Here is a 17023-nt window from a genome sequence, read left to right as displayed (position 1 = left end):
GCGCATGGCTGCTGTCGTTGATGCGGTATCAGCCATGTCGCTATCGCCCTTTTGGCCAAGCGCCGGATCGTCTCCAATGAAAAACAAAACGGATTTCGCCTATCAGGCGGTCTACCGCTATCTCGTCCGTCTGATCGACGAAGTGCAAACCGACGCCACGACCAAAATGCCGTCTTTGCGGCAACTGGCCCGGCGTCTGCGGGTATCGATTTCGACGGTACAAAGCGCCTATTCGCTGCTGGAAAAGGAAGGGCGGGTGTGTTCAATGCCCAAGTCCGGTTATTACGCCTTGCCCAGCGGCAGCGGTGAGGAAAACCCGGAACCGCTCTTCGATAACGGTAATTTGCTGGAAGTCTATTACCGACATGTGCGCCGCCCCGGTGGCTGGGAACTGGGCAATGACGAACCGACGTTGCTGCAGTCGATGGAAAGCCCGCTGCTGGCCATGGAGCGCGAACTGCTGCGCTATTATCCGCGCCCGCTGAGTTCCGGATTTCAGCCCTTTGGCGATCTGGAGCTGCGTACCGCCCTGGCGGCTCGCTACACCCGTGATGCGCAGCGCTGCTGGCACCCGGAAAACGTCTATATCGGGCCGGATATGCCGGGCATGCTCAGCGCTGTGGTCGACGTCCTGCGCTTGCGTGGCGCCACTGTACTGGTGGAATCGCCGTGTTCCTGGACGTTGTTGCGGCTGTTGCAATCGTTCGATATTAGGGTCATCGAGATGCCGCTGGACGAGACAGGCGCCATCAATGCCGCGGCACTGGATCAAGTGCTGCTGACCGAAAACATTGGCCTGGCGGTTTTGCCTTCGCGGCTCAATCCGGTGCAGTGCAGCACCTTGCCGGCTGCCAACCTGCATGCCGTCGCCCAGTTGCTTAACCGTTATCGGGTCTGGGTGCTGGAAAACGACAGCCATGGCGAGCTGGTCTTCGATCCGCAGCAAGACCGCTTGCGGGATCTGGTCGATCCGCAACGGCTGTTGATTGTCGGCAGTTTCGACAAGCTGCTAGGCCCGGAAGCGCCTTATGGATATCTGCTGTGCAAACATTTCGATGTCCAGTGGCAGCAGTATTTCCTGTTGCGCGCTTTCGAGTTGCCGCCGATACGCCAGAAGGCTGTCGCCCGGCTGTGCAGCAGCGGACGGCTGGATGCTCATCTGGTCGAGCTCAGGGAACTGCTGGCGCAGCGCATGCAGATGATGGTGCAGTTGCTGGATCGCCATCTGGGGCAACTGCTGCGTTATGAGCTGCCGGAAGGCGGCTGCGGTATATGGGTGCAAAGTGTGCATCGGGTGGACATGCGCCAGGTGTTCGAGAGCCTTTTGCAGCAACGGATCATCGTTACGCCGGGGGAATTGTTCAGCCTGCAGGGCTTGCATCGACAAAGTCTGCGCATTGGTTACGCGATTGACTGGACGCAGAACATTTCCCGCCTGCTGACCGCTCTGGCCGAAGCCTTGAAGCAGGCACGGCTACCTTGAAGGCCCATGCGTAGAGCCGTCGATCCATTTGTGTTTGCCAGAGCCGGGTAAAGGCTGTTATCTGTACGCTTATCCAGTATCGGCAATCAACAGTTCCCTGTGCAGTGACCCTGACGATTCCTTCCCGCCCCGACCTGAAACCGCCCGCCATTGACGCCGAGCCCTCGCGTTATGTCGTGGCGGTGCGTGCGTTATGTGAGTTCACGGCCAAGACCGGCAGCCTGGACCTGCGCTTCACGCCTTCGCCGACGGCCCAGGAAGGGATTGCCGGGCACCGCACGGTGGCTGCGCGGCGGGGTGCGGCCTATCAGGCCGAGTTGTCGTTGAGCGGTGATTATCGGGAGCTGACGGTCAGGGGCAGGGCTGACGGCTACGATGCGGCGCTCAAGCAACTGGAGGAAGTGAAGACTTACCGCGGTGAACTCGATGCCATGCCTGCCAATCATCGCCAGTTGCACTGGGCGCAGGCGAAGATCTATGGCTGGCTGCTGTGTCAGCATTTGCACCTTGAAGAAGTCACCCTGGCGCTGGTGTATTTCAATATCGTCAGCGAGCAGGAAACGGTGATTCGCGAGCACTTCAGCAGCGAAACACTGCGCGGTTTCTTCGAGCAGCAATGCGAGATTTTCCTGTACTGGGCGCGACAGGAACTGGCGCACACCTCCTCGCGAAACCAGAGCCTGAAGACGCTGGCCTTTCCTTATCCGGCATTCCGTACCGGGCAGCGGATGCTGGCCGAATCGGTCTACAAGGCGGTCAGCACAGGTTCCTGCCTGATGGCCCAGGCACCGACCGGGATTGGCAAGACCGTGGGCACGCTGTTTCCGATGCTCAAGGCGGCACCGACGCAAAAGCTCGACAAGGTGTTCTTCCTCACCGCCAAGACCCCCGGTCGCAAGCTGGCGCTCGATGCCCTGCAAGTGATTGGGCGCAGCGCGCCGCAGCTCAGGTTGCGGGTGCTGGAGCTGGTTGCCCGCGACAAGGCCTGCGAGCATCTGGACAAGGCTTGTAATGGCGACTCCTGCCCGCTGGCCAACGGTTTCTATGATCGCTTGCCCGCTGCGCGCAGTGCCGCGCTGAGTGCGCCATGGCTGGATCAGGCTGGTGTGCGCCAGGTTGCCTTGCAGCATCAGGTCTGTCCGTATTACCTCAGCCAGGAACTGGCGCGCTGGTCGGACGTGGTGGTCGCGGACTACAACTATTATTTCGACCTGAGTGCCTTGCTGTTCGGCCTGGCCCAGTTCAATCAGTGGCGCGTGGCAGTGCTGGTGGACGAAGCCCACAACATGGTCGAGCGTGCCCGGCAGATGTACAGCGCCAGCCTCGATCAGCAAAGCTTCAATACCTTGCGGCAAAGCGCGCCGCAGCCCTTGCACAAAGCCTTGCAGCGACTCGCCCGACAATGGAGTGCGCTGCACAAGGAGCAGGCGGGCGATTATCAGGCTTACTCCGAGGTGCCGGGCAAATTCCTTAACAGCCTGAACCTGTGCATTACGGCGATAGGCGACTACTTCAATGAGTACCCGCAGGCGCTGGACGCAACACTGCAAGGCTTCTACTTCGAGGCCATCGGTTTTGCGCGGATTGCCGAGCTGTTCGATGAGCATTTCATTTTCGACATCGCGGTACGCGAGCGGGGCAGCAAGCGTCGGCTGTCCCGGTTGACCCTGCGCAATGTGGTGCCGGCCCGCTTCATTGCGCCGCGTCTGAGCGCTGCGCTGGGGACCGTACTGTTTTCGGCTACTCTGAAACCGCAGCGCTATTACGCCGACCTGTTGGGATTGCCCGGAAAAACCGTCTGTATCGATGTCGAGTCGCCGTTTCATCATGAACAACTGGACGTGCATATCGTCAGCCGGATTTCCACCCGTTTCAGCCATCGTCAGGCATCGCTGGCGCCTATCGTGAGTTTGCTGGGCGAACAGTTTCAGGCGCAGCCGGGCAATTATCTGGCGTTCTTCAGCAGTTTCGATTATCTGCAGCAAGTGGTTGAACTGATGCGCCAGAGCTGGCCGCAGATCGAGTTGTGGCAGCAGCAGCGCGGCATGAGCGAAGGCGAGCGGGAGGCCTTTCTCGAACGCTTTACCCTGAACAGCCAGGGCATCGGGTTTGCGGTGCTGGGCGGGGCGTTCGGCGAAGGTATCGATCTGCCCGGCGCGCGGCTGATTGGCGCGTTCATCGCCACCCTGGGTTTGCCCCAGTTGAACCCGGTCAACGAGCAATTCAAGCAGCGCATGGCTGCCTTGTTCGGCGCTGGCTACGATTACACCTATCTTTATCCGGGTGTACAGAAAGTCGTGCAGGCTGCCGGGCGAGTGATCCGCAGTCAGGATGATCGTGGCGTCGTCATGCTGATCGACGACCGTTTTGCCGAGCGCAAGGTCCAACAGTTGTTCCCGGCCTGGTGGCAGCTCGCCAAGTCAGTCACTTAGGGATCGATAGCCAAGCATTATGGTCAAACTGCCAGTAAACTGCCGCACCCTTGGCGTTTTCGCCAGAACCGAATTTCCTGTCCCCATTTCCGTGGAGGTTGTATGAGTCTCAGTCCTTTCGCCGGCAAGCTGGCCCCCGCGCAGTTACTGGTCGACATCCCGAGACTGGTAACGGCCTATTACACCGGGCAGCCGGATGCTGCGATTGCCACCCAGCGCGTGGCCTTTGGTACTTCCGGTCACCGTGGCAGCTCGTTCGAGCTGAGCTTCAACGAGTGGCACGTTCTGGCCATCAGCCAGGCGATCTGTCTGTACCGTCAGGCCAACGGCATCGATGGTCCGCTGTTCCTCGGCGCCGATACCCATGCCTTGTCGACACCTGCTGCTGCCACGGCCCTGGAAGTGCTGGCCGCCAACGGCGTACAGGTGATGATTTCCGCCGGTGACGAATATACGCCGACGCCAGCGGTGTCCCACGCGATCATCTGTTACAACCGTGGCCGCACTTCCGGCCTGGCCGACGGCATCGTGATTACCCCGTCGCACAACCCGCCGCAAAGCGGTGGCTTCAAGTACAACCCGCCCAACGGTGGCCCGGCCGACAGCCACATCACCAAGTGGATCGAGAACAAGGCCAACGAGCTGCTGGCCGAGAAGATTGTCGGCGTATCGCGCATCAGCCATGAAAAGGCCCTGCGCGCCGACACTACTCATCGCCACGATTACATCAACACCTACGTGGCAGACCTGAAGAACGTTATCGACATGGACGCCATCCGCAACGCCGGCCTGCGTCTGGGTGTCGATCCGCTGGGTGGGGCGGGTGTCGCCTACTGGTCGGCCATCGGCGAGCATTACGGTCTGAATCTGGACGTGGTGAACAAGTTCGTCGATTCGACCTTCCGCTTCATGAGCGTGGACTGGGATGGCCAGATCCGCATGGACCCATCGTCCAGCCATGCGATGCAGAGCCTGATCGGCCTCAAGGATCGCTATCAGGTGGCCTTTGCCTGCGACCCGGATCATGATCGGCATGGCATCGTGACCCCGACTGGCGGGCTGATGACGCCCAATAGCTATCTGGCGGTTTCCATCGATTACCTGTTCCAGAACCGCCCGCAATGGCGTGCCGATGCCGCAGTCGGCAAGACCGTGGTCAGCAGTGGCATGATCGACCGTGTAGCCGCGCGTCTGGGACGCCGTCTGTATGAAGTGCCGGTGGGCTTCAAGTTCTTTGCCGAAGGGCTGTTCGAGGGGGCGCTGGGCTTTGGCGGTGAAGAAAGCGCCGGTTCTTCGTTCCTGCGCCGTGACGGCACGGTCTGGACCACCGACAAGGATGGTCTGATTCCAGGCTTGCTGGCTGCGGAAATTACCGCACGCAAGGGCCGCGATCCGAGCGAAATCTACAAGACCATGACCGATGAACTGGGTGAGCCGTTCTCGACCCGTGTCGATGCCAAGGCCAGTCCGCAACAGAAGGCTCTGCTGAGCAAGCTGTCACCGGATCAGGTCAAGTCCACTGAACTGGCCGGTGAGTCGATCCAGCACATTCTCAGCAATGCGCCGGGCAACGATCAGGCCTTTGGCGGCCTGAAAGTGATGACCGAGAACGGCTGGTTCGCTGCGCGTCCATCCGGTACCGAAGACATCTACAAGATCTATGCGGAAAGCTTTGTCGGCGCGGATCATCTCCAGCGTCTGGTGGCTGAAGCTCAGGTTCTGGTCGACGAGGCAATTGCGCCGAAGTGACAGGCAGGGCATTCGGGCTACTCTTGCTGTGCGGCATGAGTAACCCGAAGCCGGATCAGTCGCGGTAAAACACCTGAACCAGGTGATAGCCGAACTTGCTTTTGATCGGCCCGTGCACGGTGCGCAGCGGTTTCTTGAAGATGACCTGATCGATGGCCCCGACCATCTGCCCGGGCCGCACTTCACCCAGATCGCCGCCGCGCTTGCCGGACGGGCAGGTTGAATGCTTTCTGGCCAGCACGTCGAAGGCCTCGCCCTTGGCGATACGCAGCTTGAGCTGTTCGGCCTCTTCAGCGGTTTTCACCAGAATGTGGCGGGCTTGGGCTTTCATGTCGCAATATCACCTGTCAGAAAAGGCTGCCATTATGCCTGTCCTGTGCGGTTGCATAAATCTGCTCCTGGAACGTTGTTGAACTGAAGGGCAGACAAACGTTTTCACATTTTCCTGTGCGGTGTTGATTATGGATTTCCCGGCGTTGTTGAAGATTCTGGCCAGCCAGGACGGATCGGACCTTTATCTTTCCACCGGAGCGCCGCCGTGCGCCAAGTTCAATGGCGTACTGAAGCCGCTGGGCACCGAAACCCTCAAGCCCGGTGAAGTGGCGCTGGTCGCCCAGGGCCTGATGGACGAGGAGCAGAAGCTGGAATTCCAGCGTGAGCTGGAAATGAACCTGGCAGTGTCGCTGGCCGGTATCGGTCGTTTCCGGATCAACATCTTCATGCAGCGCAACGAGGTTTCCATCGTCGCGCGTAACATCAAGCTGGACATCCCGCGTTTCGAGGATCTGCACCTGCCGCCGATCCTGCTCGATGTGATCATGGAAAAACACGGGTTGGTGCTGTTCGTCGGCGCGACAGGCTCGGGTAAATCCACCTCGCTGGCGGCGCTGATCGATTACCGCAACCGCAATGCCAGTGGCCATATCATCACCATCGAAGACCCGGTGGAGTTCATCCACCGGCACAAGAAATCCATCGTCAACCAGCGCGAAGTCGGGGTTGATACACGCAGCTTCCGCGCAGCGCTGAAAAATACCCTGCGCCAGGCACCGGACGTGATCCTGATCGGCGAGATTCGTGACCGGGAAACCATGGAGCATGCGCTGGCCTTTGCCGATACCGGTCACCTGGCTATCTCGACCCTGCACGCCAACAACGCCAATCAGGCGCTGGACCGGATCATCAACTTCTTCCCGGAAGAACGCCGCGAGCAACTGCTGCACGACCTGGGTAACAACCTCAAGGCGTTCGTTTCCCAGCGTCTGGTCAAGACTCCGGATGGCAAGCGCCGTGCGGCAGTGGAAGTGATGATGGGCACGCCGACCATTCGTGACCTGATCCAGCGTAACCAGTTGACCGAGCTCAAGGGCATCATGGAGAAGTCCGGCAGCCTGGGCATGCAGACTTTCGATACCGCGTTGTTCAATCTGGCCGTGGAAGGGGCGATCAGTGAAGAGGAAGCCTTGAAAAATGCCGACTCGATGAACAACGTCAGGCTACGTCTCAAGCTGCATGGCGAAGGCGGGGTCAGCAACCTGACCACCGCACCGCCTGCACCAGTGGGCACCGGCTCGGCGAAGATGTCCGATTGGGGGCTGGTGGACGAGAAGGACGAGTAGTAGCGAATTTATTCGCGAGAGGCCGGTAAAACCGATAAGAATTTGCCGGCCGTAATACTGTCTTCGCGGATCAATCCGTCCCCACACAGACTAAACACACACAGATTGTGTTCACTGCGCCAACCAGCCACCATCGACATTCCAGGCTGCGCCGCGGACCTGGGTGGCAGCATCGCTGCACAGGAACAGCACCAGTTCACCCAGTTGCTGCGGGGTGACGAAATCCAGCGACGGTTGTTTCTCGGCCAGCAGCTCATGACGAGCCTGAGCCGGATCGCCTTGGCGATTGTCGATCTGTTGCTGCACCAGCGGCGTCAGCACCCAGCCCGGACAGATGGCATTACAGGTCACCTGACTGCGAGCCGTCTCCAGACCCACCACCTTGGTCAGGCCAATGACCCCATGCTTGGCCGCGACATACGCCGCCTTGCCGGTCGAACCCACCAGCCCGTGCACCGAGGCGATATTGATGATCCGCCCCCAGTCCTTGCTGCGCATGCCCGGCAGGCACAGGCGCGTGGTATGGAACACCGAAGACAGGTTGATCGCGATGATTGAATTCCAGCGCTCGACCGCAAAATCCTCCACCGCATCCACATGCTGAATACCGGCGTTATTGACCAGAATGTCGACTCCGCCAAACTCGCGTTCGGCATATGCAATCATCTCGGCAATCTGATCCGGATCGCTGACATCGGCCGGATGATGGCCGACGCTGCCGCCAAACTGTTGCACCTGAGCGGTCACCGCCGAAGCATCGCCGAAACCGTTGAGGATCAGGTTCGCTCCCGCCTTGGCCAGGCTCAGGGCAATGCCCAGGCCGATGCCGCTGGTAGAACCTGTGACCAGTGCGGTTTTTCCTTGCAGATTCATGATCGACTCCTTAAACGATGCCAGTGGCATAGAACGCTGCGATCACGACAAAAACCGCCAGTGTCTTGATCAGGGTGATACCGAAGATGTCCAGGTAGGCTTCGCGGTGCGTCAGCCCGGTCACCGCCAGCAAGGTGATGACCGCGCCATTGTGCGGCAGTGTGTCCATGCCGCCGCTGGCCATGGCCGCGACCCGATGCAGGACTTCCAGCGGGATATTCGCGGCGTTGGCGGCCGCAATAAAGCTGTCGGACATCGCCGCCAGCGCAATGCTCATGCCTCCAGAGGCCGAGCCGGTGATCCCGGCCAGCAAGGTTACGGTGATCGCCTCATTGACCAGCGGGTCCGGAATGCCTTTCAAGGCATTGGCCAGGACCAGAAACCCTGGTAACGAAGCGATCACCGCACCAAAGCCGTATTCGGAAGCGGTGTTCATGGCCGCCAGCAATGCGCCATTCACTGCGCTTTTGGTACCTTCGGCCAGTCGGCTGCGAATGGCACTGAAACCGAATATCAGCACCATCACAATCCCGGCCAGCAGCGCGGCTTCCACGGCCCAGATCGCTGTCAGCCTTGCGACTTCGGTCTGGATCGGTGTTGCCAGACCCGGCAGCGTCAGGGTATGGGTCTTGCCGTACCACTGTGGAATCCACCAGGTAAAAAGCAGGTTCATGACTCCGACCAGCACCAGCGGCGACAGCGCGATCCACGGGTTGGGCAGCTTGAGATCGGCAGCGGTTTCCGGCTCGTTGCGCAGTTCAGTGCCATAACCTTCCCCGGCACGTACAGCCTTGTTGCGCTGGCGCTGCAGGTACAACATGCCGGCGCTGAACACGAACACAGTGCCGATCAGACCCAGCCATGGCGCGGCCCAGGCAGTGGTATTGAAAAAGGTCGTGGGGATGATGTTCTGGATCTGCGGGGTGCCGGGCAGGGCATCCATGGTGAACGAGAACGCGCCCAGGGCGATGGTCGCCGGAATCAGGCGCTTGGGAATATTGCTCTGGCGAAACATCTCGGCAGCAAACGGATAGACCGCAAACACCACGACGAACAGCGACACGCCGCCATACGTAAGCAGGGCGCAGACCAGCACGATCACCAGCATGGCCTGGCGCGTACCCAGCACGCCGATGGCGGCTGCCACGATTGAGCGGGAAAACCCGGAAAGCTCGATCAGCTTGCCAAACACGGCGCCGAGCAGGAACACCGGAAAATACAGCTTGATGAAGCCGACCATCTTGTCCATGAACAGCCCGGTAAACGCAGGCGCCACCGCTGAAGGATCGGTCAACAGCACCGCACCTAGAGCGGCAATGGGGGCAAAGAGGATGACGCTATAACCACGGTAGGCGGCGAGCATCAGCAGCGTCAGCGCTGCAAGAGCAATCAGTACGCTCATGGAAATATCCTTTACAGACGGTGTGAAAACTACTGCGCTCGGTCAGGCTGCGTTTTCCCGCCGTCTGTACTGTTATTGTTTTATGGGTACGGTCAAGCCGCCGCATGGTCATAGCGGGATTCGTGCCATGAATATAAGTTATTGATATATAAAAGAATTGCTGGGATTAAGCTCAGCCAGCGTCCCCCAATCGAGACATTCCACACCGCCGTGGGAGCGAATTCATTCGCGAACAGCCCGTACACCCAGCCAACCTGCACCTTCTGGCACGCGGGTTTCGCGGATAAATCCGCTCTACAGGGCCTGGAGTCTCTGAAAAGAGACTCGTCTCCCTTTATTGAGACTCGGCAATCCCCAGCATCGCCATCTTCTTGTACAGGGTCGAACGGCCCAGGCCGAGCTGATGGGCGGCTTGCACCACATTACCGGCGCATTGCAGCAAGGTGGTTTCGATCAGTTGCCGATCACAGCGCTGGCGGGCCTGGCTGAAGGTTTCCTGAGCCTGCGGACGGTTATCGCGAGCGCTGCCGGCACTCACCGGCAGTAGCGTGCCGATGGCGGCGTGGATGTCCTTGGCCGTGAGTTGCAGGTTGTCGCTGAGCAGGGCCGCACGTTCCAGAACATTGCGCAGCTCACGGATATTGCCCGGCCACGCATGTTGTGCCAGCAGCTTCAGGGCATTGGCTTCCAGCTCATGCTGGCTGTGCAGTTCTTCGAGGATGGTTTCGCTCAGCACTGGCAGGTCTTCCAGGCGCTCGCGCAAGGGCGGGACCTGAATCGGCAGGACGCTCAGACGGTAATAGAGATCGGCGCGGAACTCGCCACGCTTGATCGCCGCCTCCAGATCGGTGGACGTGGCGGCTATCAGACGCACATCACTCTGGAACACTTCATTGGAGCCTACAGGTTCGTATTCCTTTTCCTGTAGCACCCGCAGCAACTTGCTTTGCAAGGCCAGCGGCATGTCGCCGATCTCATCGAGAAACAGCGTACCGCCCTGGGCAATTTTCAGTTTGCCCGAGCGCCCCTTGCGCACTGCACCGGTAAAGGCACCGGGGGCCGTACCGAAAAACTCGGCTTCAAGCAGCGCTTCTGGGATGGCCGCGCTGTTGATGCTGACAAAAGGCTTGTCGGCACGCGGCGATGCGTTATGGATGGCATGCGCCAGCAGTTCCTTGCCGGTACCGGTCTCGCCGAGCAGCAAGACCGGCGATTCGGCACTTGCACTGCGCCGGGCACGGCGTTTGACTTCCAGGGTCGCTTCGCTGATGCCGATGAAATGCGCAAAACTGTACTTTGCCTGCCGTGCCTTGAGCAGCGAGCGGGTACTGGCCAGTTCCTGCTGCATGCTCAGGTAGCGCTTGAGCAGGGGCGACAGGGTTTGCAACTGGTCGAACAGCGCGAAGCCGATGGCGCCAATCACTGCGCCTTCGTTGTCATGGATTGGCAGGCGCATGACCACCAGCGGGTCTTTTGCCGTGTCCATCATGTCCAGCAGGATCGGTTGTCCATTGCTCGCCACCTGACGCAACAGACTGCCGGGAATCACGCTTTCGCAGGGTTGGCCAATCGCCAGGCTGGCATCGTGCAGGCCAAAGCGCCGGGCATAGCGTTCATTGATCCAGACAATGCGCGCATCCTTGTCGACGATCACCGTGCCTTCGCTGGACTGCTCGATGATCTCGAACAGCGAGCGGGTCGCAAGCCGCTGGATGTTTTGGTAGTCGCTGAGAGTGTTGTCTTTCATGGGGATGTTCCGTCATTTGACCCCGGCGTCTGGCCGAACAGAATGCCTGTTTTTATCCTGGGTGCGCTGCCGCCAGCAATTCCCTGGTGTAAGGATGCTGTGGCGAAGCGAAGACATCGTGGCTGGCACCGCGTTCGACGACCTTGCCGTCCTTGACGACGATCAGATCATGGGCCAGGGCCTTGACCACGGCCAGGTCGTGACTGATGAAAAGATAGGTCAGGCCGTGTTTTTCCTGCAGTTCGCGCAATAGCGCAACGACTTGTTTCTGTACCGTACGATCCAGTGCCGAGGTCGGCTCATCGAGCAGGATCAGGGCCGGCTTGAGCACCAGGGCGCGGGCAATGGCAATACGCTGGCGCTGACCGCCGGAGAACTCGTGGGGATAGCGATGACGGCTCTGCGGATCAATACCGACTTCTTCCAGCGCCCGGATGACTTCGGCTTCGCACTGCGGGGCATCCAGTTGCCGGTGAACCTCCAGACCTTCGCTGATGATCTGCGCCACTGACATGCGCGGGCTGAGACTACCGTAGGGGTCTTGAAAGACCACCTGCATCTCTTTGCGCCAGGGGCGCATCTGCTTCTGACTCAAGCCGTCCAGAGCCTGACCCCGAAAGCGGATACTGCCACGAGACTCCAGCAGGCGCAGGATTGCCTGACCAAGTGTCGACTTGCCGGAGCCGGACTCTCCCACGATCCCCAGGGTCTTGCCGCGCTCGATGCTCAGGCTGACATCGTCGACGGCCTTCAGGTATTCCTTGTGGCGGCGCAGAATGCCACTGGCCAGGGAAAACCAGACGCGCAGGTTCTCGACTTCCAGTACTTTTTCCCGGGAGTCGCGTGGCAAGGGTTCACCGGCGGGCTCTGCATCGAGCAACAAGCGGCTGTAAGGGTGTTGCGGGGCCTTGAACAGCGACTGGCAATCGGCCTGCTCGACGATTTCGCCGGCGCGCATCACGCACACTCGCTGGGCAATCCTGTGGACCAGATTCAAATCATGGCTGATCAGCAATAACGACATGTTCAAACGTTGTTGCAGTTCCTTGAGCAGCAACAGAATCCTGCGCTGCACGGTGACATCCAGCGCGGTGGTCGGCTCATCGGCAATCAGCAGTTCCGGTTCGCAGGCCAGCGCCATGGCAATCATCACTCGCTGGCGCTGACCGCCGGAGAGTTCGTGAGGGTAAGCCTTGAGGCGCTTTTCAGGCTGCTGGATACCCACCAGTTCCAGCAGTTCAAGGATCCGTTTCTGCGCTTCCCGACCACTGATGCCCCGGTGCAACAGCAGCGTTTCGCCGATCTGCCGGGCGACCGTATGCAGCGGGTTCAGGGAAGTCATGGGCTCCTGAAAGATCATGGCAATCCGGTTGCCGCGCAATTCGCGCAAGCTCCGGTCACTGGCGCCGATCAGTTGCTGGCCACGATAGGTGATGCTGCCGGTCGTGGTGGTGCCGCTTTTGGGCAGCAGTTGCAGAATCGAATGCGCAGTCACCGACTTGCCCGAGCCGGATTCGCCCACCAGCGCCAGGCATTCGCCCGCACGGATATCCAGGCTCAGGTTGCTGACGACCTTCTGCCCGGCGAAGGCGATGTTCAGGTCTCGGATTTCGATCAGCTTTTCTGACATTTCAGGGGCTCGAATAAGGGGCTCGAATCACGATCGGGGATCAAGATCGAGGATCAAGATCGGGGATCAAAGGCATCACGTAACGCCTCACCGATGAACACCAGCAGCGTCAGAATCAACGCCAGGGCGAAAAAGGCTGTCAGACCCAGCCAGGGCGCCTGCAGGTTCTGTTTGCCCTGGCCGATCAACTCGCCCAGCGAAGCACTGCCGGCCGGCATGCCGAAACCGAGGAAATCCAGCGCGGTCAGGGTCGAAATGGCACCGGTAAGGATGAAGGGCAGGTAACTCAGGGTCGCGGTCATGGCATTGGGCAGGATATGCCGCACGATCACCTTGCGGTCACCCAGGCCCAGGGCACGGGCAGCCTTGACGTATTCCAGGTTGCGGCCACGCAGGAACTCGGCACGTACCACGTCCACCAGCGTCAGCCAGGAAAACAGCGCCATGATGCCCAGCAGCCACCAGAAACCTGGCTCGACAAAACCGGACAGGATGATCAGCAGATACAGCACCGGCAACCCGGACCAGACCTCCAGCAGGCGCTGGCCGATCAGGTCCACCCAGCCACCGTAATAACCCTGCAAGGCACCGGCCGCGATCCCGATCAGGGCGCTGATGGCGGTCAGGATCAGGGCGAACAGGATCGACACCCGCGCGCCGAAGATAACCCGTGCCAGAACATCGCGAGCCTGATCGTCGGTGCCCAGCCAGTTACTGGCCGAAGGCGGGCTGGGGGCCGGAACCGCCAGGTCGTAATTGGGCGTATCGGCACTGAACGGAATCGGTGGAAACAGCATCCAGCCATCACCTTTTTCGATGAGTTCGTGGACATATTCGCTGCGGTAATCGGGCTGGAAGGGCAGTTCCCCGCCGAACTCCTGCTCGGTATAGCGTTTGAAGGCAGGGAAGTAGAGCGAGCCCTGATAACTCACCAGCAGCGGTTTGTCGTTGGCAATCAGTTCGCCACCCAGAGTCAGGGCAAACAGGGTGCAGAACAGCCATAACGACCACCAGCCACGACGGTTGGCGCGAAAGCGCTCCAGGCGGCGCTGGGCCAGCGGCGAAAGTCTGCGCATCAGGCATTCCTCGCGCTGAAGTCGATTCGCGGATCGACCAGGGTGTAGCAGATGTCGCCTGCCAGCTTTATCAGCAGGCCGAACAGGGTAAAGATGAACAGCGAGCCGAACACCACCGGATAATCCCGCGAGACGGCAGCTTCGTAGCTCATGCGTCCCAGGCCATCGAGCGAGAAAATCACTTCGATCAGCAACGACCCGGCAAAGAACACGCTGATAAAAGCCTGAGGCAGGCCGGACACCACCAGCAACATGGCATTGCGAAACACATGGCCGTAGAGCACCCGTCGCTCGCTCATGCCCTTGGCTCGCGCGGTGGTGACGTACTGGCGGGTGACTTCATTGAGAAAGGCGTTCTTGGTCAGCAGGGTCAGGGCCGCGAAGCCACCGATGACCAGCGCCGATACCGGCAGTACCAGATGCCAGAAGTAATCGGCGACCTTGCCAAGGGCCGATAGCTGCTCGAAATCATCCGATACCAGGCCGCGTACCGGGAACCAGTGCAGCGAAGTGCCGCCGCAGAACACCACCACCAGCAGCATGGCGAACAGAAAGGCGGGCGTGGCGTAGCCGATGATGATTGCGGTGCTGCTCCAGATATCGAACGGGCTGCCGTGCCGGACGGCCTTGCGGATGCCCAGGGGAATCGATATCAGATAGGTCAGCAGCGTGGCCCACAGTCCGAGGGAAATGGAAACCGGCATCTTTTGCAGGATCAGGTCGGTCACCGTGGCGCCACGAAAGAAGCTGTTGCCGAAATCCAGCCGTGCGTAGTTTTTCAGCATCAGCCACAGTCGTTCATGCAGCGGCTTGTCGAAACCGTACTGGCGCTCGATTTCCTTGATCAGCTTGGGATCAAGCCCCCGCGAAGCCCTGGATTGGCCAGTGGCGACCGATTCTGTTGCAGTGGCTCCGACATTGCTGCCGCCAATGCCTTGCAGGCGGGCAATGGCTTGCTCCACCGGCCCGCCAGGGGCGGCCTGTACGATAAAGAAATTGACCAGCAGAATGCACAGCAGTGTAGGAATGATCAGCAGCAGGCGGCGCAGGACATAACCAGGCATTCACTGCATCTCCGAAACAAGGGCTGAAGCGCCGCGTTTTGCTGCGAACTGTTGATTATTCAGCGGTGTGGGGCTGATCTCCCACCAGGTTTCGATGGCTTCGCTATTGCTGGCCTGGATTCTCGGTATACCGAAGCGATTCCACCAGACGGTCGATGCACCTGGGGGGTAATAATTGGGTATCCAGTAATAATTCCATTGCAGCACCCGATCCAGGCTGTGGGCGTAATCGGTCATGGTCGCCTTGTCGCTGGCCTTGACCAGCCCCTCTATCAAGCTGTCCACGGCGGGGTCCTGCAACGCCATGTAGTTACTGGAGCCCGGGTCGTTGGCCACTCTGGAGCCAAAGTTGTTGTAGAGGTCCGCCCCCGGCGAGGTCGAGACGTTATAGCCAGTGACGATCATGTCGTAATCACGGGCCATGACCCGGTTCAGGTACTGGGCGGCATCGATCCGGCGCACCTCGAAGTGGATGCCGATCTGCGCCAGATTACGCTTGTAAGGCAGCAGCAGGCGCTCGAAACCGGGCTGGCCATTGAGAAAGGTAAAGCTGAACGGCTCGCCCCGGGCATTGACCAGTTGATCGCCTTCGGGTTTCCAGCCGGCTTCCTGCAACAACGCCAGCGCTTGCAGTTGCTTGTCGCGAATAAAGCCCGTGCCGTCGGTTTTCGGGCTCCTGAAGACCGTGGTAAAGGCTTCGTCGGGGATCGAGCCGCGCAAGGGTTCGAGAATCTTCAGTTCGGCCGCGGTTGGCAACTGGCTGGCTGCCAGTTCCGAATTCGAGAAATAGCTGTCCTGACGGATGTACATATTGCGCATCATCTGCCGGTTGGCCCACTCGAAGTCCCAGAGCAGAGACAGCGCCTGACGCACGCGGCGGTCCTGGAACATCGGCCGGTTCAGGTTGAACGCGAAACCCTGCGAACTCTGCACTGCGCCCTTGGCCAGATGAGCCTTTTGCAACAGGCCCTCGCTCAACGCCGGGCTGTCATAGCGGATCGAGTAGCCGGTGGCCGAATACTCGCGGTTGTAGTCGTAGGCACCGCCCTTGAGCACCTGGCGCGCCACATCGGTATCACCGAAGTATTCAATGCTGAACCGGTCGAAGTTGTACATGCCCTTGTTGACCGGCAGGTCCTTGCCCCACCAGTTCGGGTCGCGCTCGAAAGTGATACTGCGTCCCGGATCGACCCGGCTGATCGTGTAAGGCCCGCTGCCCGGCGGGATCTCGAAGCCTGCGCCGCCGGCAAAGTCACGGGTTTTCCACCAGTGTTCGGGAAACACCGGCAGCGAGGCCAGATCCAGTGGCAGGGTGCGGTTATCGTTATTCTTGAAGTCAAAGCGAATCCGGCTCGCAGACTCCACTTCCAGGCCTTTCACCGCTTCAAAGCGCGTGCGGTATTGCAGGCTGCCCTGGGTCATCAGCAGCTCATAGGTGTATTTCACGTCATTGGCCGTGATCGGCGTGCCATCGGCAAAGCGCGCATTGGGCTCCAGATAGAAACGCAAGGACAGTCCGTCAGCCGAGCGCTCCATTTTTTGTGCGACCAGTCCATAGACCGTGTAAGGCTCATCCAGCGATTTGACTGCCAGCGGTGAATACAGCATGCCGTTGATCTGCGAAACGCCGATGCCTTTATCGGTGAACGGCATCAAATGGTCGAACTGGCCGATTTCCTGCGCCGAGCGGCGCATGCTGCCACCTTTGGGGGCATCGGGATTCACATAGTCGAAATGCTGGAAGCCGGCGGGGTAACGTGGCGCTTCGCCATAAACGGTCAAGGCATGCTGTGGTGCCGCAAGCACCTGTTGAAAACCCGTGATCAGCAGCAGAGTTGTAGCCATCAACGATAGGAAAGCAGAACGCATTAAGTGAGTCCTGACTGACGTCGCGCGAGCGAATATCAGGGTTAAAGGCATAATCTGTGGGTTTTCTGAGGGGACAGAG

Annotated in this window: 12 protein-coding genes; 4 read left to right on the top strand and 8 right to left on the bottom strand. The window is 59.8% G+C overall.

Annotation, left to right across the window (positions count from 1 at the left end; genetic code table 11):
- The first annotated feature begins 76 nt into the window (after positions 1-76).
- From ALQ04_RS08785 to pgm, 3 genes are all read left to right on the top strand, one after another.
- Complete coding sequence (locus ALQ04_RS08785; protein ID WP_122315358.1) at positions 77-1483, top strand: PLP-dependent aminotransferase family protein; 1407 nt, start codon at positions 77-79, stop codon at positions 1481-1483.
- A gap of 104 nt (positions 1484-1587) precedes the next feature.
- A complete protein-coding gene (locus ALQ04_RS08780; RefSeq protein ID WP_409077245.1) occupies positions 1588-3915 on the top strand; it encodes an ATP-dependent DNA helicase in 2328 nt (775 codons plus the stop codon).
- A gap of 102 nt (positions 3916-4017) precedes the next feature.
- Positions 4018-5664 carry a phosphoglucomutase (alpha-D-glucose-1,6-bisphosphate-dependent) gene (gene pgm / locus ALQ04_RS08775; RefSeq protein WP_122315357.1) on the top strand — a complete coding sequence of 549 codons (1647 nt, stop codon included), beginning with the start codon at positions 4018-4020 and terminating at the stop codon, positions 5662-5664.
- 55 nt (positions 5665-5719) lie between these two features.
- Here the strand turns inward: pgm and ALQ04_RS08770 are convergent, their stop codons facing one another.
- On the bottom strand, positions 5720-5995 hold the full coding sequence (locus ALQ04_RS08770) for a peptidylprolyl isomerase (RefSeq protein ID WP_122315356.1): 276 nt from the start codon (positions 5993-5995) through the stop codon (positions 5720-5722).
- 130 nt (positions 5996-6125) lie between these two features.
- Between ALQ04_RS08770 and ALQ04_RS08765 the strand changes: the two genes are divergently transcribed.
- Positions 6126-7283, top strand: coding sequence for a PilT/PilU family type 4a pilus ATPase (locus tag ALQ04_RS08765; protein ID WP_122315447.1), 1158 nt, complete (start codon positions 6126-6128; stop codon positions 7281-7283).
- A gap of 111 nt (positions 7284-7394) precedes the next feature.
- Here ALQ04_RS08765 and ALQ04_RS08760 read toward each other — a convergent pair whose 3' ends face one another.
- The 7 genes from ALQ04_RS08760 to ALQ04_RS08730 form a co-directional block, all read right to left on the bottom strand.
- On the bottom strand, positions 7395-8156 hold the full coding sequence (locus ALQ04_RS08760; RefSeq protein WP_122315355.1) for a 3-hydroxybutyrate dehydrogenase: 762 nt from the start codon (positions 8154-8156) through the stop codon (positions 7395-7397).
- Positions 8157-8166: 10 nt separating this feature from the next.
- Positions 8167-9558, bottom strand: coding sequence for a GntP family permease (locus ALQ04_RS08755; protein ID WP_122315354.1), 1392 nt, complete (start codon positions 9556-9558; stop codon positions 8167-8169).
- 334 nt (positions 9559-9892) lie between these two features.
- Positions 9893-11305 (bottom strand): sigma-54-dependent Fis family transcriptional regulator, encoded by a 1413-nt coding sequence (locus ALQ04_RS08750; RefSeq protein WP_122315353.1) that lies wholly within the window; start codon positions 11303-11305, stop codon positions 9893-9895.
- 52 nt (positions 11306-11357) lie between these two features.
- Entirely contained in the window at positions 11358-12935 is a 1578-nt protein-coding gene (locus ALQ04_RS08745) for an ABC transporter ATP-binding protein (protein WP_122315352.1), read from the bottom strand.
- Between the two features lie 53 nt (positions 12936-12988).
- The gene (locus ALQ04_RS08740) at positions 12989-14011 is read right to left on the bottom strand and encodes an ABC transporter permease (RefSeq protein WP_122315351.1); all 1023 of its coding nucleotides are present in this window, start codon (positions 14009-14011) and stop codon (positions 12989-12991) included.
- Positions 14011-15075, bottom strand: a complete 1065-nt coding sequence (locus ALQ04_RS08735) for a microcin C ABC transporter permease YejB (protein WP_122315350.1) — start codon at positions 15073-15075, stop codon at positions 14011-14013. Before ALQ04_RS08735 ends, ALQ04_RS08740 begins: the two co-directional genes overlap by 1 nt.
- The gene (locus ALQ04_RS08730) at positions 15076-16944 is read right to left on the bottom strand and encodes an extracellular solute-binding protein (RefSeq protein ID WP_122315349.1); all 1869 of its coding nucleotides are present in this window, start codon (positions 16942-16944) and stop codon (positions 15076-15078) included.
- Between the last annotated feature and the right edge of the window lie 79 nt (positions 16945-17023).

The organism is Pseudomonas cichorii (genome assembly GCF_003700275.1).
Lineage (GTDB): Bacteria > Pseudomonadota > Gammaproteobacteria > Pseudomonadales > Pseudomonadaceae > Aquipseudomonas > Aquipseudomonas cichorii_B.
This window is presented reverse-complemented; position numbering and strand designations above follow the sequence as displayed.